This window comes from Aeromonas sp. R3-1, from assembly GCF_040908345.1.
Classification (GTDB): domain Bacteria; phylum Pseudomonadota; class Gammaproteobacteria; order Enterobacterales; family Aeromonadaceae; genus Aeromonas; species Aeromonas veronii.
The window spans coordinates 13765-35826 of the sequence record NZ_JBFODN010000220.1; the positions used below are offsets into that span (position 1 = coordinate 13765).

Below are 22062 nucleotides of genomic sequence, written 5' to 3' on the forward strand. Positions count from 1 at the left end.
GAGGGTGATCGCGAAAGTTAGCGCTATCAGATAGCGCTAACATCAAACTGTGATAGCGCTATCACTTCACCCATTAACGGGAGTCATCTTGCCCCCGTGATCCGGGAAAGAGGGTAGAATCGGCCCTGAGCAAATGGTCAGTGGCGCTCTTTTGCCTTAAAGTGAGCAGCCGCAAGTCGAGGATGGGATGGATGTCAGAAGCAAAGAAGCGCCGTAGCACGGGTCGGGTGACCCTCAACGATGTGGCCCAGCTGGCCGGTGTGGGGGCCATGACGGTCTCCCGTGCCCTGCGCACGCCGGAGATGGTCTCCGACAGGATGCGCGAGCGCATCGAAGCTGCGGTGGAAGAGCTCGGCTATATCCCCAATCGGGCCGCCGGGGCGTTGGCCTCTGCGACTTCCCAGACCATCGTAGTGATCGTCCCGAGTCTGGCGGAAGCGGGCTGTGGCGAGATGATCGCTGGCCTGCAACAGACCCTGCTCGACGAGGGTTACCAGATCATGCTGGGGGATGCCCAGCATCTGAAGCAGCAGGAAGAGCGCCTGCTGACCAGCTTTTTGCAGCACAATCCGGCGGCGGTGGTGCTGTTTGGTGGCGATCCCGGTGAGACGATCCGTACCCGCCTGAAAGCCTCCCGCCTGCCGGTGGTGGAAGTGGGCGCCATGGCCCGCAGCCCCATCGACATGAATGTGGGAGTCTCCAACTTCGATGCCGGTTATCAGCTGACTCGCCACCTTATCGAGCGGGGCTACCGCAATATCGGTTTTCTCTGCGCCCGTCAGGAGCAGTGGATGTTGCAACAGCGGATGCAGGGCTGGCAGAAGGCGCTGCTCGACAACTACCTCTCCCCCGATGCCATCATCAACACCTCGGAGCGGCCCAGCTTCAGCACCGGTGCCACCATGCTGGGTGAATTTCTGCTGCGCTGGCCCGAGCTGGACGCGTTGATCTGCGTCAACGACGAACTGGCGGCTGGCGTGCTGTTCGAGTGCCAGCGCCGCCATTTGAATGTGCCGGGCAAACTCGCCATCGCCGGATTTGACGATCTGGATGTGGCGCGCGCCTGTTATCCGACCCTTACTTCGGTCAGGATCCCCTATCGAAAAATGGGGCAGGAGGCCGCCGAGCTGATCCTGCGCCAACTGGCCGGGGAGCCCGTGATGGGCACCGCGCTGGCTCTCGATTTTCAACTGCAAAAGCGTCAAAGCAGCTGATCCCCGTTTCACATGTCATCAAAGAGGCAACTATGTTCAAGGCTCTGTTACTGGAAAACCAAGACGGCAAGACTGTTCCGACTCTGACCCGGCTAGCCGAGAGCCAGTTGCCGGAAGGTGAGGTGAGGGTGGCGGTCGCTTACAGCTCCATCAACTACAAGGACGGGCTGGCCATTACCGGCAAGGGCAAGATAGTGCGTCAGTGGCCGCTGGTGCCCGGCATCGACTTCGCCGGCACCGTGCTTGAGTCTGCCGACAGCCGCTATCAGCCCGGCGACAAGGTGGTGCTGACCGGTTGGGGTGTGGGCGAAGGGCACTGGGGCGGCATGGCCGAACAGGCGCGGGTCAAGGGGGACTGGCTGGTGCCGTTGCCCGCCGGGCTGGATGAACGGCAGGCCATGTGCATCGGTACCGCCGGTCTCACCGCCATGCTCTGCGTGCTGGCACTGGAAGAGGCGGGCATTACTCCCGAAAGCGGCGAGGTGCTGGTCACCGGCGCGGCTGGCGGCGTGGGCTCCACCTCGGTTGCCCTGCTGGCGGCCCTTGGCTATCAGGTGGCGGCGCTGACCGGTCGTCCGGAAGAGCAGGGCGCCCTGCTGACCGCACTGGGTGCCAGCCGCATCGTGCCGCGTAGCGAGCTGCTGGTGCCCGCCAAACCGCTGGAGAAGCAGCTGTGGGCTGGCGCCATCGATACCGTCGGCAGTCAGGTGCTGGCCAAGCTGCTGGCTCAGATGAACTATGGCGGCGCCGTGGCGGCCTGCGGGCTGGCGGGCGGTTTCGATCTGCCGACCAGTGTGATGCCCTTTATCCTGCGCAATGTGCGGTTGCAGGGGGTCGATTCGGTGATGTGCCCGTTTGAACGTCGTCAACTGGCGTGGCAGCGACTGGCACGGGATCTTCCTGCCAGCTTCTTCGCTCAGGCGGTCACCGAGATTGGGTTGGAGCAGGTAGTGGAGGCCGCCGAGGCCATCACGCAAGGCCAGATCGCCGGCCGGACTCTGGTCAAACTTTGAACTCTCTCTGACTGGCGAGCCCGACAATTCCGGATAAAATTGGAGTGCGGGTGAACTATCCAAGGAGAGTGAAGATGGGTGGACACAAGCCGGATTACGACTCCTCTGATGATGATTGGGAGCCGGATTCCTGGGAAGAAGAGCTGGATCAGTGGGAAGATGAAAGCTGGCAGGATGATGACACTTTCGATGACCAGTGAACCACGGCATTGAACGAACAGGCGGGCTTTGGGCCCGCCTGATTTTTTTGCCGCGCTCACATGGCTGAGTGTTCGTCCTTGGTCAGGGGCGGGGCGCTGGGTAGAATGAACTGCCCAAATGACGCTCAAGGATGACTATGCGACTCTCCATCATATTGTTGGCTGCCCTGCTGGGTGGCTGTGTCTCCAACGATGATCCCTGCGAGAAGGTATGGAGTGAGGTGGGGGAGGCGGATGGCAAGCTGGGCTTCACCACCGAGCGGATTGAGTTCCATCAGGGGCAATGTGGCAAGAAGGTGGATCCTGAACTGTGGAAGCAGGGACATCAGAAGGGATTGGCATGGTATTGCCGCCCCGAGCACCTCTATCTGGCTGGCCGCTCAGGCGAGGAGTATCGCGGTGTCTGCCCGAATGATACCCAGGCGCGCAGATTGTTCGAACAGGGGCGTCAGGGGTGGACCGATCAATAACGCCCTGACAGGGAGGGGCGTTACTCCTCTTTCAAACGCAGCGGCTGGCAGAGGTAACCCTTATCATTGGCACTGCGGGCGCACTTGCTGCAGACAAACTTGGGTTTGCGCACGATTTTTCTCAGCGCCTTGAGATCGGTGGGGATCTCGTGACGGCGCCATTCACACAGGGTTTTGCTGCCCATAACGACTACCTCTACGACTTGACGGCCGTATTGTAATCGATTTTCATTTCGAATAAACCGGCAAAGCTCGCTTATTGGCCGATATGCCAATAAGCGATTGTTTCGGGAGGGATTACTGGTAGAGGAACTTGGTGAAGATAAGCTCGCGCACCGCTTTCTTGCCGGTCTCTTTCACCAGCAGTTCGTTGACGGTTGTCTCGCACTCCTTGCGCAGCTCTTCTCGGTTGGTCAGGGACTTCACTTGATCGGCATTTTTGCTGCCAATCAGACGGATGATGGCATCGCGGATCAGCGGGTCATGCTGCTCCAGCAGCTTGAGGTCGGCTTCGTTTTCCGCCATCAGCTCCACCGTGACCCGGATATAACCGAGGGTTTTGCTATCACTCAGGTAGTTGGTGATGATGTCGGGATCGAGCGCGTGGTAGGAGAAACCGGGCTTGGCAGCCCCCTCTGCGCCCTCGGCGGGCGGCTCATCTTCAGCCAGAGCTTGCTGCTGCAGGGCGCCACAGCTCAGTAACAACACCAGCAGAATTTTGAAGATCTTCATATAGATGGCTCATCAGCAAGAGATAACCCATTTTTGATGTTGCCATCGGGGCCGTCAAGCACGGATGTTCTTACATTTCGCTATTGATTTACGGATAATAAACCGGATTTTAACCTGAACACGGAAATCTCTGGATGGTGAAGCTGTGAAGTCCGAGTTGACTGTTCCCCTCACGCCGTTAAGCGGGTGGCTGGCCCCTGAATGTTGCGAATTGCCCGCCAGCTTGCGCCCCTGGCTGCTGGAGCCCGGCTCCATGACCCGGCGGCTGCGTCAGCACAATCGCCATTTTTCGGTGGAGTGGCTGGGCAATCACCCGGTCGCCCTTACTGCCGATGAGCAGTGGCTGGTGGATTCGGCCTCGCCGGCCGGTACCTGCCGCGAGGTGATCCTGCACGGGGATCGTGGGCCCGCCGTGCTGGGCTGGACCCTGTTTGCCGATGACGCACTGCAAGGGAGCGGCATTGCCGAGCTTGGCGATCAGCCGCTGGGTGAGCGGGTATTTGGCCATGAGCCTGCCCGCCGCGATCATCTGCAACTGGCCCGTTTCGATATTACCGCCAATCCCCGTTGCCCGGCCGCCACTGTCTGGGGGCGTCGTTCCCGTCTGTTTCTGGGGCAGTGGCCACTGCTGGTGCACGAGCTGTTTCTGCCCTCTCTCGTCTGTGACAAGGAGCTGGAGTGAATCTGTTAACCAAGGAGCGGGGACTTGCCTACATGCAGTTGGCCCGCGTCGACAAACCCATAGGTACTCTGCTGCTGCTGTGGCCAACCCTGTGGGCGCTCTGGCTGGCCGCTGGTGGCCTACCCAATCTCTGGGTGCTGACCGTGTTTGTGGTCGGGGTCTTTCTGATGCGCTCGGCAGGGTGCGTCATCAACGATTATGCGGATCGCAACTTCGATGGCCACGTCAAACGCACCGCTGGTCGCCCCTTGCCTACGGGTAGGGTCAAGCCGTGGGAGGTGTTGGCGCTCTTCTTCGTGCTGGCGCTTATCTCGTTTGGTCTGGTGCTGACCATGAATCCGCTCACCATCGGTCTGTCGTTTGTCGCCCTGCTGCTGGCGGTGAGCTACCCCTTCATGAAGCGCTTTATCTCTAACCCCCAGCTGGTGCTCGGGATGGCCTTCTCCTGGTCGATCCCGATGGCCTATGCGGCGCAGGCGGATGCCCTGCCGCTGGTGGCCTGGCTGCTCTTCTTCGCCAACCTGCTCTGGACCGTGGCTTACGACACCCAGTACGCCATGGTGGATCGGGATGACGACCTCAAGATCGGCCTCAAATCCAGCGCCATCCTGTTTGGCCGTTACGACAAGCGGATCATCGGCGCACTGCAACTCTCGACGCTGCTGCTGTTGCTGGCGGTCGGGCAACTGATGACGCTGGGGGGCTGGTATTACTGGGGATTGCTGGGAGCGGCGGTGCTGTTTGTCTATCAGCAGCGGCTCATTCGCGAGCGGCAGCGAGAAGCCTGCTTCCAGGCGTTTCTGAACAACAACTATGTAGGGGCGCTGGTGTTTGCCGGTCTGGTGCTCGACTACCTGCTGGCGTGACATGTTCCCGCGCAGACTCCGATAAAAAAGAAGGCCGCATCATGCGGCCTTCTTTGTTTGCGTTGCAGATCAGAGCTGATTGCCTGCCTGAATGGTGCGGCGGATCTTGTTGCTCAGCAGCGGCACTATATTGTCGGCCAGCGCCTGGAAGCGGCCGAGGTCCGGCTTGCACTCTGGGGAGAGGTAACCCTCTTTGCGCAAGGTGTGGATCAGGGTGCTGAACAGCTTCTGGTCGAAGAACTCGGGGGCGTTGATGCCGTGCAGGGTGCCGAGGCGCTCTGCCATCATCAGGCCGTCCGCCTCCAGCTGCTCCGCCTCGATATGAGGCTGGGCCAGCACCCGGGTCAGCACGATGGCGTAGCGTTGCAGGGTCTCCTGAATACTCTCCGCCAGCAGCAGCAGGCGCATCTGGTTGGCCGGATTGACCCAGTAGCCGTCATCGCGGGTCTCGATCAGTTGCTGGGTCTGCAGCGCGTCGAGCAGGCTGTCAACCAGCGCCGGTAGCTCCTCCTCTTCATAACGCAGGAACAGCTCGGTCTTGAGCAGCGGATAGATGTCGATGCAACGAGCCATGATCTCGCTGCGGGAGATCCCCTCGCAGCGTTCGATTAGTGCCGCCACCAGAGAAGGCATGGCAAACAGGTGGAGGATGTTGTTGCGGTAGTAGGTCAGCAGGATCGCCTGATAGCGGTCGAGACTGATGATCTGACCCAGCTTGTCCTCGCTCACCTCGAACTTGTTGAGCTCCATCGCCTGATCCAGCAGGGTCTTGGCATCCTCATCCGGAATGGTGCTCTGCGGGCTGTAAGGCACCGCTTTGAGCAGATCCAGATAGGTGTTGAGCTGGGCCTGCAATTCGTCGCGGGTCAGGGCGTGGCGCTCGGCGGCCAGCAGCGCCAGCGCACTCAGGGTCAGGCCGTTGACCGCGGCAGCGCCGTTGATGCGGGTCATCAGCAGTTCGGCCAGATTGTTGACGGTGCCCGCCATCCACTCCGGACGCTCCTCTTCCCCGATGTGCTTTTTCCAGTCGGGGATGTGTTCGCTCAGGTAGCTGTTGAGGGTCAGCGGCTCGCCGAAGTTGACGAAACCACGGCCGTAGTTGCGCAGCTTGCGCAGGATGCCGAGCACCTGCAGGAAGCTCTCCTTCTCCTTGCGACTCCCCTTGAGCTCGTTGTGGTAGGTGTTCACCTCCATCACGTGCTCGTAGCCCAGATAGACCGGCACCAGAGTGACCGGCCTGTCCAGCCCGCGCATCATTGCCTGCAGGGTCATCGCCAGCATGCCGGTCTTGGGCGGTAGCAGACGGCCGGTACGGGAGCGACCACCTTCGGTGAAGAACTCTACCGAGTAACCCTTGGCAAACAGCAGGTTGAGGTATTCCCGGAATACCGTGCTGTAGAGCGGGTTGCCCTTGAAGGTGCGGCGAATGAAGAAGGCGCCGCCGTGGCGGAAGATGGGGCCCGCCGGCCAGAAGTTGAGGTTGATGCCTGCCGCGATATGGGGCGGCACCATCCCCTGGTGGTAGATGACGTAGGAGAGCAGCAGGTAGTCCATGTGGCTGCGGTGGCAGGGAACGTAGACGATCTCGTGCCCTTCCTGCGCCAACTGGCGTACCTTCTCGGCGCCATTGACCGACAAACCGCGGTAGAGCTTGTTCCACAGCCAGCCGAGGAAGCTCTCGCCCAGGCGGATCAGCCGGTAGGAGAAGTTGGAGGCGATCTCGTCCATGTAGCCATGGGCACGCTTTTGCGCCTTCTCGAGGCTGATCCCCTCGCGCTGGGCCTCCTCTTCAATCGCCTGCTGGATCACCGCGGAGTCGAGCAGCTGCTTGAACAGCAGGTTGCGGTTCGGCAGTTTCGGGCCGGTGGCAGCCAGCTGCTGACGGCTGAAGTGGGTACGGGCCACTCGCGCCAGCTTGTGGGCGATCGCCTCGTCGGTGCCGTGCTTGTCGGCCATGTAGCGCAGGGAGAGCGGCGGCGAGAAGCGCACCAGATTCTCGCGACCCTTGAGGATCACGATAAGCGCCTTCTTCAGCCGGTTCGGCGCCAGGCTGCTGATGATGTTGAGGCCGGAGGCCTCCTCGCCTTCCCGACCCGGAGCGCGGCCCCAGAACAGGGTGACGGGCACTACCTGGATATCCAGCGCGGGATCCTGCTTGTGCAGATCCAGCAGCTGGTGGAACTCCTGCAGGAAGGGGAGCGGTTTGCTGCGTTTGCCAAACAGGGGAGGCGGACGATCCAGACAGACATAGCGCGGCAGCAGCTGGCCGTTCAGTTCCAGCGGCGTGAAGGGACCGGGCAGACCGAGATCCTCGCAGCACTGCTGCAGGGTCATCAGGTCGGTGATCGAACTGGTTTTCAGGGCATAGACGATGGGTCTGGCCGGATCCAGATTGAGTTCTGTGATGGGATTTTCCGGCAGGCTCTTGTGATTGACCAAGCCGCTGACCGGCCATTGCAAGATGGCTCTGGAAATCTTCTGTCCTAGGGACATGTGCGTCTGCTCTCCAAAAAAATGCGGCGTGAGCATAGCAAATCGACAGCCCCTTGTCGCCGAGAGGTACGATGAGTCGGCTGCGCAGGATCAAAACAGTAGTAAATGAGGGGTTGGTTGCGACAAATGTCAGCTGCGCCTTGCCTTGGCCACTGCACTGTATATACTGCCAGTGTGCTGTATAAAAAGACAGGTGCCAATTCTATGAAACCCCTTACCCCCCGCCAGGCCGAAGTGCTGGAGCTGATCAAGGTGAACATGAGCGAGACCGGCATGCCGCCGACTCGTGCCGAGATTGCCCAGAAGCTTGGTTTCAAGTCGGCCAATGCGGCCGAAGAACATCTGAAGGCCCTGGCCAAAAAAGGGGTCATCGAGATCATGCCGGGCACGTCCCGCGGCATTCGCCTGTTGCTCGAAGAGGAAGAGGTGCTGGAAGAGAGCGGCCTGCCGCTCATCGGCAAGGTGGCTGCCGGTGAACCCATCCTGGCTCAGGAGCATATCGAGAGCCACTATCAGGTTGATCCTACCCTGTTCCACCCGCGGGCAGATTTTCTGCTGCGGGTGCAGGGGATGAGCATGAAGAACATCGGCATTCTGGATGGCGACCTGCTGGCTGTGCACAAGACTCAGGAGGTGCGCAACGGTCAGGTGGTGGTGGCTCGTCTCGATGAGGATGTCACCGTCAAGCGCTTCCAGCGCAAGGGCAGTCAGGTATGGCTGCTGCCGGAGAATGAAGAGCTCTCCCCCATCGAGGTGGATCTCTCCTGCCAGCAGCTCACCATCGAAGGACTGGCGGTCGGGGTGATCCGCAACGCCGACTGGATGTAATCATCCCCGCCAACTGCGTTTGCCACACGGCCTCCTTCGAGAGGCCGTGCTGTTTCTGGCGCACTTTCCCTGTCATATCAAACAGATCATCGGCGGCGGCATTTTTGTCCTGCGTGACCGGCTACCAATCATCCATTTCAGATATATGCTCAGATCAGTGCCCTGTCGCCGAGACTGGGCTTGGCGCCTCCCTCTGACCATCGCAATGCGCAGGACGGGAGGGCCGGTAACAACGAGAATCGGGCAGTACACCTTCACGGGATATGAAGGGGGAGTGGGGAGATCCCGAGCCTTGCCAGGCAAAGGGGACCACTCGTAATGGTTGCAGATAGTCGTGACGGGCCTGTTCCCAGTTCAGGCCGACGAAGCAACATGACCTGTCGGTCAAGGAGGACTGGTATGGCATCAAGATCGCCATGGGATTCAGAGGCTGGGGCTGCGCCAGCGGAATCGTCAATCACCCGTTTCGTCAAAGGTAGCCGGATGACCTGGTTTTACGGTCTCTGGTTGCACCATCGTGGTTCGCACTGGACGCTCTGGCTGGGATGCCCGAAAGAGAAGGTGGTGCGTCTGGTGCTGCTGTTCAAGCGTGGTCACGGTGATCGCCAGGGGGAAGAGGGCTGGCTGGCCCCCGTGATTCCCATCGGCGTGCGGGCCATCGGCAAGATGTTGCAGCAGGGGCGTAACGCTCGCCCCTGAGCAGAAGAGACAAACAAATCCATCCATAACCGGCACCAGAGGGGGCCGGTTTTTTTATGGCCGCAACTGGCGATTAATTATGCCAAATGGTCGACTCCTGACAGGGCGTTGCACAAGGTTGAACCACCTTGGCGGCTCGCTGGGGTACAATGCCCCCCTCTTGTCCGGTCACTGCTGGCCATCTGCCTCGAACTGAAAGGGTCTCTTGTTATGATGAAGCTCCGCTATCCACTGCTCTTTCTGCTGCTGACAGCCTGCCTGATCCTGGTGTTCTACGCCACGCAGCCAGAGCAGCCGGAACAGGCCGATTATTATCCGGCGGGGCGGGACATCAATGATTTCGCCTTTACCGATGCGGACAACCAGCCGTTCACTCCTGCCAACCTGAAGGGGCACTGGACCTTCCTGTTTGTCGGCTACACCTTCTGCCCCGATATCTGCCCCACCACCCTGGCAGATATCCGTTCCGTCTATGACCAGCTGAAGAAGATGGCGCCCGACAGTCAGGTGGTGTTTATCTCGGCGGATCCCCAGCGTGATGATATTCCACGTCTCAAGACCTATACCGCCTTCTTCAATCCCGAGTTCAAGGCGGCCACCGCCCCCCACGACAAACTGTTCCCGTTCGTGCGCAATCTGGGGCTGATCTACTCCATCGCCAATCAGGGGGAGAAGGATTACCTGATCGATCACTCCGCCTCCATCGTGCTCATCAATCCCAAGGGCAAGCTGCAGGCGGTATTCCGCCCGCAGGTGGCGCCGGGTCAGGTGCCCCGGGTGCAGATGGCCACCATGCTCTCTGACTTCGCCCGCATTCTGAAGCTGGCAGGCCACTGAGCGTGACCCCAGCTGTTGCCCCCTGGTGGCGAGATCCCTCTCGCCACCGCGCTGTCTTTGCGCTCGCCCTGCCCATGGTTTTCTCCAATATCACCACCCCCTTGCTGGGGCTGGTGGACACCTGGGTGATCGGTCATCTCGGTCAGGCCTGGTTTCTGGGGGGCGTCTCGGTCGGTGCGACCCTGATCAACCTCATCTTCTGGCTGCTCGGCTTCTTGCGGATGTCGACCACCGGGCTGACGGCGCAGGCGCACGGCGCCGCCGACGGTCGTGCCCAGCTCGATACCCTGCTGCGGGCGCTGGGGCTGGCCATTGCTCTCGGTCTGGCGCTGCTGTTGTTGCTCTTCCCCCTGTTGCCACGACTGATCGCCCTGAGTGGCGGCTCGCCCGAGGTGCAGCTCTATGCGGGCCAATATGTGGCGGTGCGGATCTGGAGCGCCCCGGCGGCGCTCTGCAATCTGGTGGTCATGGGCTGGCTGTTGGGGATGCAGGATGCCCGCAGCCCCATGGTGATGTTGATCCTCACCAATCTGGTCAACATGGCGCTCGATGCCCTGTTTGTGCTGGGGCTCGGCTGGCAGGTGCGGGGTGTGGCGGCGGCCTCGGTCATGGCGGACTACTGTGCGCTGGCAGTCGGGATCTGGCTGGTACGCCGTCAGCTGCGACAACTGGCGCCGACAGTGTGGCAGGATGGCTGGCAGCGCTGGCGACAGCTCGCGCCCATGGTGCGGCTGCTCGGTCTCAACCGCGATATCTTCCTGCGCTCCCTCTGTTTGCAGCTCTGCTTCGCCTTCATGACTCTGCAAGGGGCACGACTGGGGGATGTGGCGGTGGCCGCCAATGCGGTGCTGCTCAACTTCCTGATGCTCATCTCCTACGGGCTCGATGGTTTTGCCTATGCGGTGGAGGCCATGGTAGGACGAGCCATCGGTCAGCGGGATCGGCAGAAACTGCGGGAGGCCATCGTGCTCAATCTGGGCTGGGCCGCCTTCATCGCCAGTGGTTTTACCCTGGTGTTTGCCCTCTTTGGTGCCCACCTTATCGGCTATATCACCGACATTCCGGCCGTGGTGGCGGAGGCAAATCGTCAGCTTCCCTGGCTGATCGCCATGCCGTTGCTGGCGGTCTGGTGCTTCCTGCTGGATGGCGTATTTATCGGGGCGACCCGGGCCCGGGAGATGCGCAACAGCATGTTGCTGGCCGCGTTTGGCGGCTTCTTCCCGATCTGGTGGCTCTGTCAGTCGTGGGGCGTGGCCGCGCTATGGGCGGCGATGGCGGCGCTGATGGTGGGGCGCGGTCTGTCGCAGGGGGTCACTTGCTGGCGGCTGGAGCGCAGCGGGCATCTGCTCGACGCCCGCCACTGATCATCGGTGGCGCTTACATGGCACCGTCGTAGCCGAGCTGGCGCCAGCTCTCGTAGACAAAGACAGACACCGCGTTGGAGAGGTTCATGCTGCGGCTCTGGGGCACCATAGGGATGCGTAGTCGCTGCTCGAATGGCAGGCTCTCGATGATCTCGATGGGCAGGCCGCGACTCTCCGGGCCAAACAGCAGGGCGTCGCCAAGGGCATATTGTGCTGCCGAGTGCGCGGTGCGCCCCTTGGTGGTGCAGGCAAACACCCGTTTGGGCGCCACGGCGGCCAGAAAAGCCTCATAGTTCGGCCAGCGCTTCACCTCGGCAAACTCGTGATAGTCGAGTCCCGCCCGCTTTACCCGCTTGTCATCCCACTCAAACCCCAGTGGCTCGATCAGATGGAGCCGGTAACCGGTATTGGCGCAGAGCCGGATGATATTGCCGGTGTTGGGCGGAATTTCCGGCTGGTAGAGGACGATATCGAGCATGACGAGCTCCTGCAAAGAGGTGTAAAGCCAAGAAGGGGCGCCAGCATACCCAGCGCCCGTCCGGATGAAAAGGATCAGGCGATGGGCAAGCGGATGGTGATGGTCAGCCCGGTCGGGTGATTGTTGCTGGCCGCAATGGTGCCGCCGTGGCGCTGGATCGCCTCCGAGGCGATGGCCAGCCCCAGCCCGGTGCCGCCAGTCTTGGCGTTGCGGGCATCATCGACCCGGAAGAAGGGCTGGAACAGCAGCGCCTGCTGCTCGTCTGGCACCCCGGGGCCGTCATCTCGAATGGTCATCACCCACTCCTGCCCCTCCCGATACCAGTCCACCTTGATGAACTCGCGGGCATATTTGAGGGCGTTGCGCAGGGGGTTCTCCACCGCCCGGGCCAGCAGCTCGGGCCACATCTGGATCGACTCTGCGGGCAGTGGCGGCAGTCTGAGCTGTTTGCCGCTCTGGTTTGCCTCGAACATGGCATCTTCGAGGATGGGCTCCAGCAGGTCGGCCAGCGGGTGCACCACCGGTGCCTCTACATGCTGCTGTACCCGCGACAGATCCAGCAGATCGCCGATCAGCTTGTCCAGCCGTCCGATCTCCGATTCGATCCGCGCCAGCTCGGCGCTGTCACCCTGCTTGCGGCGGATCAGCGCCTGCGCCAGTTGCATCCGGGTGAGGGGACTGCGCAGCTCGTGGGAGATATCGGAGAGCAGCTGTTTCTGCTTCTGGATCATGCTCTTGAGCGTCTCTACCATGCGGCTGACGTTGTCCGCCAGCTGGCCGATCTCGTCACCCCGTCCCAGGTTGGGGATCTGTACCTCCAGATTGCCAGCCGCCAGTTGGGAGACCGACTTCTGCAACTGCAGGATGGGGCGGGTCAGCCGCCAGGCGAGCAGCAGGCAGAGCGGGGTGCTGACCAACATCGAGATGCCCAGAATGCGGATCGGGTGATCCAGCACCTGAATAAACAGGAACAGATAGGGGTTCTCGGCATTGAGGCCGAAATAGACGTGATAGCGATGACCGTGGTGCTCCATCAGGAAGGGGCCGGCGATCGCCTTGCGATCCTCGTTGCCCAGCATGGGATTGGCCGGGTCGTCAGCATCCACCATAAAGCGCACCACGAACTTGCGCGGATGGGTGGTGGACTGTATCTGCCCCTTCTCGTCGCGCAGGTAGACGTTGTCCACCGGCAGCATGGCGATCTTGTCCATCGCCTTGGCCAGATCGAAATCCTGCTCCGGCTCGGCGGCGTTGAGCAGAGCCTGCACGTTGTTCTGCATCCGCGCCACTTCGTGGGTCGGCAGCGGGATCTGGTTGCGGGGATCCAGGGTCGGCAGGCTGATCACGGCGGCCAGCATCACCAGCAGCATGAACCAGAACCAGAGGAAGATGTGGGTCGAGATCCCGTTGAGGGAGTTGATGCGCTCTATTCTTGCTCTAGCCACAGGTACCCGCGCCCCCGTACGGTTTTGAAGCGGGGCTGGCCATCGGTGCGGTCCGGCAGCTTCTTGCGCAGGTTGCTCAGATGCATGTCGATGGCCCGATCGAAGGGTTCCAGCTTCTTGCCCAGCACCTGCTCGGAGAGGTGGCTCTTGCTGACGATCTGGCCGGGATTGCGCAGCAGGCACTCCAGCAGCCCGAATTCGGTGGCGGTCAGCTCCAGCAGCTGTTCGCCGCAGCGGGCCTGCTGCAGGCCAGGTTGCAGCACGATATCCATGAAGTGCACTTCGTCGGAGGAGTTGCCGCGCTGGGGCGGGGCGCTCTGGGTACGGCGCAGGATGGCGCGTACCCGGGCCAGCAGCTCCCTGTCATCGAATGGCTTGGCCAGATAGTCGTCGGCACCCGCTTCCAGACCGTTGACCCGATCTTGGCTGTCACCGCGGGCGGTCAGCATCAGCACCGGGGTGTCGTGGGTCTTGCGCAGCTTGGTCAGCATGGCAAAGCCGTTGAGCTTGGGCATCATTACGTCCAGCAGCACCAGATCGAAGCTCTGCTCCGCCAGCCGTTGCAGCCCCTCTTCACCATCCTCGGCGACCGTGACCTGAAATCCCTCCAGGGTCAGAATTTCGGTGAGCAGTTGGGTCAATTCAAGATCGTCGTCGACCAGGAGTATTCTGTTCATCTGGTGTTATTCCGCAGATTTTCGCGCCAAACTGACGCCGGGGTCAGGGTATAATAAGTTTTTCATCGCCAGAGGAAAGCCGGTTTTGAGCCATCAACAATATTCCCGTTGGGTGACCTTTGCCAGCATAGCGGCGGTCACCACCGCTACCTTGCTGATCATCGGCAAACTGATCGCCTGGCTGATGACCGACTCGTCGACCCTGCTGGCGTCGCTCACCGACTCCTTCATGGATGTGAGTGCCTCCATCATCAACCTGCTGGCCATTCGCTATGCGCTTGCCCCCGCCGATGACGAGCACCGTTTCGGCCACGGCAAGGCGGAGTCGCTGGCGGGCCTCATCCAGTCGGCCTTTATCTCCGGCTCTGCCCTGCTGTTGGTGATGCACGGAATTTCATCCCTGCTCAATCAGGCGCCTATCCTGCGACTGGAAGCGGGTCTCTGGGTCAGCGGCGGATCCATCGTGCTGACCCTGCTGCTGGTCAGCTTCCAGAGTTTCGTTATTCGCAAGACCAACAGTGTGGCCATCAAGGCCGACATGCTGCACTACCGTTCCGATCTGCTGCTCAATGCCGGTGTCTTGCTGGCGCTGGTGCTGGCGGGGCAGGGGTGGTACTGGGCCGACGGCCTGTTTGCCATCCTGATCGGGCTGTTCCTGTTGTGGGGGGCCGGGCACATCGGCTACGAGTCGGTGCAGGCCCTGCTCGATCGTCAGTTGCCAGCGGAAGAACAAGCGAGAATAATGGCGCTCTGCTGTGCCGTAGAAGGTGTACACGGCGTACATGACCTGCGCACCCGTCAATCCGGGCCGACCCGATTCGTACAGTTGCATCTTGAACTGGATGATCAGATCCCCCTGGTCAAGGCCCATCAGATCGCCGATGAAGCCGAACTGGCGGTACGCCAGGCATTCGAGCGGATGGATGTCATCATCCACATGGACCCCATCTCGGTGCTGACAAAAGAACAACAGAGCCCTCACCCAGAACAACAGTAGGCTGCAACATGGATGAACTGGTTGCCAAAACCTGGCACAAAATTCAGCAAGAAGCACAGTGCATGGCGGCCCAGGAGCCGATGCTGGCCAGCTTCTTCCACTCCACTATTCTCAATCACAAGAATCTGCGTTCGGCCCTCAGCTTCCAGCTGGCCAACAAACTCGACAGCGCCACCATGCCCGCCATCGCCCTGCGCGAGGTGATCGAGCTGGCCCTGCGCAGCGAGCCCGAGCTGCTGACGGTAGTGGCGGCCGACATCTGCGCCGTGCAGGAGCGCGATCCGGCGGTCGACCTCTTCTCCACTCCGCTGCTCTATCTCAAGGGGTTCCATGCCCTGCAGGGCTATCGGGTCGCCAACTGGCTGTGGCGGCAGGGGCGCCGCTCGCTGGCCCTCTATCTGCAAAACCAGATCTCGGTGGTGTTCGGGGTGGATGTGCACCCGGCCGCCCGCATCGGCAAGGGGATCATGTTCGACCACGCCACCGGCATAGTGGTGGGCGAGACGGCGGTGATTGAGGATGATGTCTCCATCCTGCAGAGCGTGACCCTCGGTGGTACCGGCAAGGAGAGCGGCGATCGCCACCCCAAGATCCGCGAAGGTGTGATGATAGGGGCGGGCGCCAAAGTGCTCGGCAATATCGAAGTGGGCGTGGGTGCCAAAATTGGTGCGGGCAGCGTGGTGATCAACCCGGTGCCGCCTCATACCACGGTCGCTGGCGTACCCGCCAAGATCGTCGGCCGTCCGGAGTGCGACAAGCCTTCACTGGATATGGATCAGTGTCTCTGATCTCCCGGCCGGAGTAGTCGATGGCCAAACGCTGGTCGGGTTATCTGATTTTGGGGATGTGGCTGCTCAACTTGCTGCATCTCTATCTGGGACTCTCCCCCTGGCCAGCGGCCATGGCGGCCTGGGGGGCGTCACTGCTCACCTGGCCCTGGCTGGTGGGGGCCGCCAAGCGGCAGGCGCTGGCATTGTATGGCGCGGCGCTGTTGCTGCTCATTTTCTCCTGGTGGCAGGGCGCGCCCCTCAGCGCCGGTGACTGGCTGTTGCCCAACATCAATATGCTCACCATGTTTGCCGCGGTGAGCACCCTCAACCTCGCCACCTCGGGTCTCTTGACCGGCACCACCTCCTGGACCGGGCGAAAGGGGCTGTGGAGCACCATGGCCAGCCTCAATTTGCTGGGGGCGGTCATCAACCTCTCGGTGCTCTTTATCATCGGCGATCGGCTGGAGCGCAATGGCACCCTGGAGCGGCGTCAGGTGATGGTGCTGAGCCGGATCTTCTGTGCGGCTGCCTTCTGGTCACCCTTCTTTGTCGCCATGGCGGTGGCGCTCACCTATGCGCCGGGCTTGCAGCTCTCCCATATTCTGCCGTTCGGAATCCTCGCCGCCTTGCTGGCGATGGGGCTGACTGCCTGGCAGGTGGAGCGGATCGGGGTAGCCGACTTTGCCGGTTATCCGCTGCGGCTGCAGACCCTGGGGTTGCCGGTCACGCTGGCGCTGCTGGTACTGCTCATCAAGCAGGTCTGGCCCCAGCTCGGCATTCTGGCGGTGATCGCGCTGGTGGCCCCGCTGCTGGCGCTGCTCTTTATGCCGAGGGCCGGGCGCAAGGCGGCCCTCAAGCGGCAGGTGGTGGAACGCTTTCCCGCCATCGGTGGTCAGCTGGTGCTGTTTCTGGGGGCCGGTTTGCTGGCGGCAGGCATCAACAGTGCGTTGTCGGTCATCGATCTCGGTGCCGGTCACGGCTTGCCGCTATTCAATCACTTTGGCTGGCTTGAGGCATCCCTCACTCTGCTGCTGATACTGCTGGTGGCCATCGTCGGGGTGCATCCGCTCATCAGTATCTCCGGGCTGGCGCCACTGCTCTGGCCGCTGGCGCCGGATCCCAGCCTGCTCGGTATGTGTTTCCTGCTGGGGTGGGGGCTTGCCACCGGCACCAGTCCGCTCTCCGGATCCAATCTGGCGCTGGCCTCACGCTACAACCTCCGTGCCGGGCTGATCCTGCGCTGGAACCTGCTCTACGGCCTGCTGATGTATGTTGTCGCCTGTCTGTTGCTGGGGGCTTATATCGCCTTGCATGGATAACGGCGGCGCCGTCAGGAGGGGGGCCAATGATGCGCGGGTGGCGGGGCTTTTTACGCACGGTTCAGTGTGTTGTCGCGGCTCGGGCGCAGGATGCGAGAAAAATAGACGCATATTTAGACAATACATCTATGGAAGGCGCATTTTACAGCGCACTGGCTTGTTTGTGCCGATGCGCTCGGGGTATGCTGGCTTCACGCGCTTGAATCGCCCTCTGTGGGGCATCGCAATTGAACAAACAGGTATGCATATGTCACTAGAAGTCCTTGAGCAACTCGAATCCAAAGTACAATCCGCCGTCGACAACATCTCCCTGCTGAAGATGGAGCTGGACGAGCTGAAAGAGCAGAACAGCAAGCTGCAAGACGAGAACCATCAGCTGCGCAACGAGCACACTGCATGGCAGGAGCGTCTGCGTGCCCTGCTGGGCAAGATGGATCAGATGGGCGAAACCATCTAATTCATCGCCTTCAGGCAGAATTGAAAACGGGCCGCTCCATGAGCGGCTCGTCTGTTTTTGGCGGGATGGGAATTACAGCGCCAGCAGTTGCTTGACTGTCTTCTCGATGCCGTCTGCCGCTTCGACAATGTTGTTGGCCAGCATGTAGGCGGGGGTGGAGATCACCTTGCGCTCCTGATCCACTACGAACTCGTTGACCGGGCAGTTGAGATGGCTGCCACCCATCGCCTCGATGGCGTTGGCGGTACCCTCGTCATGGCCGATGGTCGCCAGCGTACCGGCACCATAGATCAGCGGGATCATGGCGGGCGCGATGCAGATATAGGCGGCCGGTTTGTTGGCGTTGGCAAAGCTCTGGCACGCTTTCAGCACATCGGGCTGGATCTGGCACTCGGCTCCTTTGATAGCGAAGTCGCACAGGTTTTTGGCCGCGCCAAAGCCGCCGGGCACCAGCAGCGCGTCGTAATCGGCCGCATCCAGCTCGGCCACATCCTTTATCTGGCCACGACAGATGCGGGCCGCTTCGACCAGTACATTGCGGCTCTCTCCCTCGCTCACTTCACCGGTCAGGTGGTTGATGACATGGAGCTGCGCTACGTTCGGGGCGAAGCACTGGACGGCGGCTCCCTGACGGGCCAACGCCAGCAGGCTGATTACGACCTCGTGGATTTCGGCCCCGTCAAAGACACCGCAGCCACTCAAAATCACGGCCACTTTTTTCATGGCAAACTCCTCGTTGTTGAAAATGTGAGCCAGGATGGATTGTTGTACTTTTGTATGGTTATCGCTCGCCCTCCGCTGGTCAAGTCATCTTGCTGTGCTAGGATTGTTTCGTTTTGGATCCTGCCGTACCTACTCCCTTAAATCTTTTTCCACATTGATCGAGATCATCCTAACTGTCTCTCGATCGGTTTTTACGATCTCAATTAATTGTTTTTAATGGCTTTTTGTATTCTTATACACAGCTTCATCACTGTGCACTCTGATGCGCCCCATTTTTGAACACAGAGTTATCCACAGATTGAGTCCCATAATCAGGCGCTGTGTGCTGTTGCTGCGCCCCTTGGTGTGAGGGGGGCCCTGTGGCATCCTAGCGGCTGTTTATCTCTGGCAGGACGATTTCATGGCCCCTAGCAACCCCCTTATTCTGGTCGACGGCTCCTCTTATCTTTACCGCGCCTTCTTCGCCTCCCAGCAGGCCGATCTGCGCACATCGACCGGTTTGCCGAGCGGCGCCGTCCGTGTCATGGCCAACATGATGCGCAGCCTGCGCAAGCAATATCCTGACTGTCATGTGGCTGTGGTGTTTGATGCCAAGGGCAAGACCTTCCGCGATGACATCTATCCCGAGTACAAGGCGACCCGCGCCAGCATGCCGGACGATCTGCGCAGCCAGGTTGCGCCCATCCACCAGATGATCAAGGCGATGGGCTTCCCCTTCCTGATGGTGGAAGGGGTTGAAGCCGACGACGTGATCGGCACTCTGGCCCGCCAGGCGACCGAGAAGCAGCTGCCGGTGCTGATCAGCACCGGTGACAAGGATATGGCACAGCTGGTCTCCGACCATGTCACCCTGATCGACACCATGAAAGATGTGAAGACCGATCGGGAAGGGGTGATCGAGAAGTTCGGCGTGCCGCCCGAGCTCATCATCGACTACCTGGCCCTGATGGGTGACAAGGTCGACAACATTCCCGGCATGACCGGTGTCGGCGAGAAGACCGCACTGGCCCTGCTGCAGGGGATTGGCAGCATCGACGAGATTGCCGCCAACCTCGACAAGGTCGCCGCCCTCGGCTTCCGTGGCTCCAAGGCGTTCGCTGACAAGTTTCGCGAGCAGGAGGAGCAGGTTCGTCTCTCCTATCGACTGGCGACCATCAAGACCGATGTCGAGCTGGAACAGAGTCTGGAAGAGCTGTTGCTAAAACCGGTCGACAAGGAGTCCCTGCTGGCGGTCTATCGCGAATACGAGCTGCGCAACCTGATCAAGGAGCTGGAATCCGGTGGTGAAGAGGGCAGCGAGAGCGCCGGACAAGACGAGGCTGGCGATGAGAGCGCCGCTCCGGTTGCCGCCATCGAAACCGACTACCGCTGCATTCTGGACGAAGCCGAGTTTGACGGCTGGCTGGAACAGCTGAAAGCGGCACCGTTGTTTGCCTTCGATACCGAAACCACCAGTCTCGACTATATGGAGGCGCGGATCGTCGGCGTCTCCTTCGCGGTTGAACCGGGCAAGGCTGCTTATGTGCCGTTTGGCCACGACTATCTTGGGGCACCGGTACAGCTGAGCGAGGCCGTGGTGTTGGGCAAGCTCAAACCGCTGCTGGAAGATCCGACCCGTCTCAAGGTGGGACAGAACCTCAAGTACGATCGCAACGTGCTGCTTAACCATGACATCGACCTGCAGGGCATTGCCTACGACACCATGCTCGAGTCCTACGTGCTCAACTCCACCGCCAGCCGCCACGATATGGATTCACTGGCCCGCAGGTATCTGAACGTTGAAACCATCTCGTTCGAGGATATCGCCGGCAAGGGGGTGAAGCAGCTCACCTTCAACCAGATCGAGCTGGAGCAGGCGGCTCCTTACGCAGCGGAAGATGCCGACATCACCCTGCGTCTGCATCAGGCGCTGTGGGGCAAGCTTTCTGCCGAGCCGGGCCTCGCCAAAGTATTCAGCGAAATCGAGCTGCCGCTGCTGCCGGTTCTGGCGCGGATGGAGCGACTCGGTACCACCATCGAGCCCAAACTGCTGCACCAGCAGAGCCAGGAGATCGAAGTGCGTCTGGCAGAGCTGGAGAAACAGGCTCACGAGCTGGCCGGGCAGGAGTTCAACCTCTCCTCGCCCAAGCAGCTTGGGGAGATCCTCTTCACCAAGCTGGGGCTGCCGATCATCAAAAAGACCCCCAAGGGAGCGCCATCCACTGCGGAAGAGGTACTGGCCGAGCTGGCGGAGACCTATGAGCTGCCGCAACTGCTGATGGAGCACCGTGGGCTGGCCAAGCTCAAGTCCACCTACACCGACAAGCTGCCGCTGATGATCAAGCCGCAGACCGGACGGGTGCACACCTCCTATCATCAGGCAGTGGCGGCGACCGGCCGGCTCTCCTCCACCGATCCCAACTTGCAGAACATCCCGGTACGCAACGAACAGGGTCGTCGCATCCGGCAGGCTTTCATCCCGTGCGCCGGTTACAAGCTGGTGGCGGCGGACTACTCCCAGATCGAGCTGCGCATTATGGCGCATCTCTCCGGCGACAAGGGGCTGCTGACCGCTTTCGCCGAGGGCAAGGACATCCACAAGGCGACCGCTGCCGAGGTATTCGGGGTTGAACTTGATGCGGTGACCAGCGACATGCGTCGCAGCGCCAAGGCGATCAACTTCGGCCTCATCTACGGCATGAGCGCCTTCGGTCTGGCCAAGCAGCTGGGGATCGGCCGTGCTGAGGCGCAGAAGTACATGGATCTCTACTTCGAGCGCTACCCGGGCGTGCTGGAGTATATGGAGCGCACCCGTCAGCAGGCGGAAGCCCAGGGCTATGTCGAGACCCTGTTTGGTCGTCGCCTCTATCTGCCGGATATCAAGTCCCGCAATGCCGGTCTGCGCAAGGCCGCCGAACGGGCCGCCATCAACGCCCCGATGCAGGGCACGGCCGCCGATATCATCAAGCGCGCCATGATCAATGTGGACAGCTGGATCCGCGGTATCGAGGATGAGTCGATCCGCATGCTGATGCAGGTACACGATGAACTGGTGTTCGAGATCCGCGAAGAGAAGCTGGAGGAGTACACCGCCATCATCAAGGAGAAGATGTCGGCAGCTGCCGAACTGCATGTGCCGCTGCTGGTTGAAGCGGGCACCGGTGACAACTGGGATCAGGCCCACTGATTTCCGGTCAGCCGTTCTGCATGGCTATATAGCTATATAAGAAGCGAAGCCCGGCATTATGCCGGGCTTCCTGTTTCTGCCAGCCCTATCAGGTCTCTTGCAGATACTCATCCTTGAGCAGGACATAGTTGTCAGCCGAGGTCTTGAGGAAGGCGATCTCGGCGGGTTTGAGCGGACGAGCCTGTTTGACGGGATTACCTAAATATAGAAAGCCCGATTCGAGTCGCTTGCCCGGTGGCACCAGCGAACCTGCGCCGATCATCACCTCATCTTCAACTACGACGCCATCAAGCAGAATGGCTCCCATGCCGACCAGCACCCGGTTGCCGATGGTGCAGCCGTGCAGCATCGCCTTGTGACCCACTGTGACATCTTCACCGATCAGCAGCGGATAGCCGGTCGGGTTGCTGGCGCTCTTGCGGGTCAGGTGCAGCACAGTGCCGTCCTGAATATTGCTGCGGGCGCCGATGCGGATATGGTTCACATCCCCCCGTGCCGCCACCATGGGCCAGATGCTGGCGTCGTCGGCCAGTTCGATATCGCCCACCAGTGTCGCGCAGGGGTCTACATACACCCGTTTGCCCAGTTGCGGGCGTTTTCCCTTGTAGGGTCTCAGTCGCAAGTCCATCTTG

Annotated in this window: 23 protein-coding genes; 15 read left to right on the forward strand and 8 right to left on the reverse strand. The window is 60.9% G+C overall.

Annotated features, from left to right (window positions below; genetic code table 11):
* The first annotated feature begins 191 nt into the window (after positions 1–191).
* The 4 genes from AB5Y85_RS14305 to AB5Y85_RS14320 all read left to right on the forward strand — a co-directional run bounded on the left by AB5Y85_RS14305 (position 192) and on the right by AB5Y85_RS14320 (position 2897).
* On the forward strand, positions 192–1214 hold the full coding sequence (locus AB5Y85_RS14305; RefSeq protein WP_201993658.1) for a LacI family DNA-binding transcriptional regulator: 1023 nt from the start codon (positions 192–194) through the stop codon (positions 1212–1214).
* A gap of 32 nt (positions 1215–1246) precedes the next feature.
* The gene (locus AB5Y85_RS14310) at positions 1247–2227 is read left to right on the forward strand and encodes an MDR family oxidoreductase (protein WP_257687723.1); all 981 of its coding nucleotides are present in this window, start codon (positions 1247–1249) and stop codon (positions 2225–2227) included.
* Positions 2228–2301: 74 nt separating this feature from the next.
* Positions 2302–2427 carry a hypothetical protein gene (locus AB5Y85_RS14315; protein ID WP_005339521.1) on the forward strand — a complete coding sequence of 42 codons (126 nt, stop codon included), beginning with the start codon at positions 2302–2304 and terminating at the stop codon, positions 2425–2427.
* 137 nt (positions 2428–2564) lie between these two features.
* Positions 2565–2897 (forward strand): DUF2799 domain-containing protein, encoded by a 333-nt coding sequence (locus AB5Y85_RS14320; protein WP_042054791.1) that lies wholly within the window; start codon positions 2565–2567, stop codon positions 2895–2897.
* Between the two features lie 20 nt (positions 2898–2917).
* On the opposite strand, the gene AB5Y85_RS14325 is transcribed toward AB5Y85_RS14320, so the two are convergent.
* The gene (locus AB5Y85_RS14325; protein WP_005339525.1) at positions 2918–3082 is read right to left on the reverse strand and encodes a hypothetical protein; all 165 of its coding nucleotides are present in this window, start codon (positions 3080–3082) and stop codon (positions 2918–2920) included.
* A 112-nt stretch (positions 3083–3194) separates the two neighbouring features.
* Positions 3195–3629: a flagellar basal body-associated protein FliL gene (locus AB5Y85_RS14330; protein ID WP_005339527.1), complete on the reverse strand. Its 435-nt coding sequence runs from the start codon at positions 3627–3629 to the stop codon at positions 3195–3197.
* Between the two features lie 145 nt (positions 3630–3774).
* Here AB5Y85_RS14330 and AB5Y85_RS14335 point away from each other — a divergent pair, with 145 nt between their 5' ends.
* Together AB5Y85_RS14335 and ubiA are read left to right on the forward strand one after the other, a co-directional pair.
* On the forward strand, positions 3775–4311 hold the full coding sequence (locus AB5Y85_RS14335) for a chorismate lyase (RefSeq protein WP_058059072.1): 537 nt from the start codon (positions 3775–3777) through the stop codon (positions 4309–4311).
* Complete coding sequence (gene ubiA / locus AB5Y85_RS14340; RefSeq protein ID WP_005339536.1) at positions 4308–5177, forward strand: 4-hydroxybenzoate octaprenyltransferase; 870 nt, start codon at positions 4308–4310, stop codon at positions 5175–5177. Before AB5Y85_RS14335 ends, ubiA begins: the two co-directional genes overlap by 4 nt.
* A gap of 69 nt (positions 5178–5246) precedes the next feature.
* Here ubiA and plsB read toward each other — a convergent pair whose 3' ends face one another.
* The gene (gene plsB, locus AB5Y85_RS14345; protein ID WP_103251815.1) at positions 5247–7670 is read right to left on the reverse strand and encodes a glycerol-3-phosphate 1-O-acyltransferase PlsB; all 2424 of its coding nucleotides are present in this window, start codon (positions 7668–7670) and stop codon (positions 5247–5249) included.
* Between the two features lie 204 nt (positions 7671–7874).
* On the opposite strand from plsB, the gene lexA reads away from it, so the two are divergent.
* The 4 genes from lexA to dinF all read left to right on the forward strand — a co-directional run bounded on the left by lexA (position 7875) and on the right by dinF (position 11398).
* Positions 7875–8498, forward strand: coding sequence for a transcriptional repressor LexA (gene lexA / locus AB5Y85_RS14350; protein WP_139433841.1), 624 nt, complete (start codon positions 7875–7877; stop codon positions 8496–8498).
* A 483-nt stretch (positions 8499–8981) separates the two neighbouring features.
* Entirely contained in the window at positions 8982–9197 is a 216-nt protein-coding gene (locus AB5Y85_RS14355) for a hypothetical protein (RefSeq protein ID WP_019446524.1), read from the forward strand.
* 210 nt (positions 9198–9407) lie between these two features.
* On the forward strand, positions 9408–10034 hold the full coding sequence (locus AB5Y85_RS14360; protein WP_123174031.1) for an SCO family protein: 627 nt from the start codon (positions 9408–9410) through the stop codon (positions 10032–10034).
* Positions 10035–10036: 2 nt separating this feature from the next.
* A complete protein-coding gene (dinF, locus tag AB5Y85_RS14365) occupies positions 10037–11398 on the forward strand; it encodes an MATE family efflux transporter DinF (protein WP_257687722.1) in 1362 nt (453 codons plus the stop codon).
* Between the two features lie 13 nt (positions 11399–11411).
* Here dinF and trmL read toward each other — a convergent pair whose 3' ends face one another.
* The 3 genes from trmL to AB5Y85_RS14380 form a co-directional block, all read right to left on the reverse strand.
* Complete coding sequence (gene trmL, locus AB5Y85_RS14370; protein ID WP_064335101.1) at positions 11412–11876, reverse strand: tRNA (uridine(34)/cytosine(34)/5-carboxymethylaminomethyluridine(34)-2'-O)-methyltransferase TrmL; 465 nt, start codon at positions 11874–11876, stop codon at positions 11412–11414.
* Positions 11877–11950: 74 nt separating this feature from the next.
* Positions 11951–13321 (reverse strand): ATP-binding protein, encoded by a 1371-nt coding sequence (locus AB5Y85_RS14375; RefSeq protein ID WP_245099239.1) that lies wholly within the window; start codon positions 13319–13321, stop codon positions 11951–11953.
* The gene (locus tag AB5Y85_RS14380) at positions 13303–13998 is read right to left on the reverse strand and encodes a response regulator (protein WP_005339549.1); all 696 of its coding nucleotides are present in this window, start codon (positions 13996–13998) and stop codon (positions 13303–13305) included. Before AB5Y85_RS14380 ends, AB5Y85_RS14375 begins: the two co-directional genes overlap by 19 nt.
* 85 nt (positions 13999–14083) lie before the next feature.
* Between AB5Y85_RS14380 and AB5Y85_RS14385 the strand changes: the two genes are divergently transcribed.
* The 4 genes from AB5Y85_RS14385 (at position 14084) to AB5Y85_RS14400 (ending at position 17541) form a co-directional block, all read left to right on the forward strand.
* A complete protein-coding gene (locus AB5Y85_RS14385; RefSeq protein ID WP_005339551.1) occupies positions 14084–14995 on the forward strand; it encodes a cation diffusion facilitator family transporter in 912 nt (303 codons plus the stop codon).
* Positions 14996–15003: 8 nt separating this feature from the next.
* Entirely contained in the window at positions 15004–15783 is a 780-nt protein-coding gene (cysE, locus tag AB5Y85_RS14390; RefSeq protein WP_019446522.1) for a serine O-acetyltransferase, read from the forward strand.
* A 20-nt stretch (positions 15784–15803) separates the two neighbouring features.
* Positions 15804–17084 carry a hypothetical protein gene (locus AB5Y85_RS14395; RefSeq protein ID WP_257687721.1) on the forward strand — a complete coding sequence of 427 codons (1281 nt, stop codon included), beginning with the start codon at positions 15804–15806 and terminating at the stop codon, positions 17082–17084.
* Between the two features lie 247 nt (positions 17085–17331).
* On the forward strand, positions 17332–17541 hold the full coding sequence (locus AB5Y85_RS14400) for a cell division protein ZapB (RefSeq protein ID WP_005339554.1): 210 nt from the start codon (positions 17332–17334) through the stop codon (positions 17539–17541).
* A 72-nt stretch (positions 17542–17613) separates the two neighbouring features.
* Here AB5Y85_RS14400 and elbB read toward each other — a convergent pair whose 3' ends face one another.
* Positions 17614–18264 carry an isoprenoid biosynthesis glyoxalase ElbB gene (gene elbB, locus AB5Y85_RS14405; protein WP_257687720.1) on the reverse strand — a complete coding sequence of 217 codons (651 nt, stop codon included), beginning with the start codon at positions 18262–18264 and terminating at the stop codon, positions 17614–17616.
* 400 nt (positions 18265–18664) lie between these two features.
* Here elbB and polA point away from each other — a divergent pair, with 400 nt between their 5' ends.
* On the forward strand, positions 18665–21430 hold the full coding sequence (gene polA, locus AB5Y85_RS14410) for a DNA polymerase I (RefSeq protein ID WP_257687719.1): 2766 nt from the start codon (positions 18665–18667) through the stop codon (positions 21428–21430).
* An 88-nt stretch (positions 21431–21518) separates the two neighbouring features.
* Here polA and AB5Y85_RS14415 read toward each other — a convergent pair whose 3' ends face one another.
* Positions 21519–22058, reverse strand: coding sequence for a gamma carbonic anhydrase family protein (locus AB5Y85_RS14415; protein ID WP_257687718.1), 540 nt, complete (start codon positions 22056–22058; stop codon positions 21519–21521).
* Between the last annotated feature and the right edge of the window lie 4 nt (positions 22059–22062).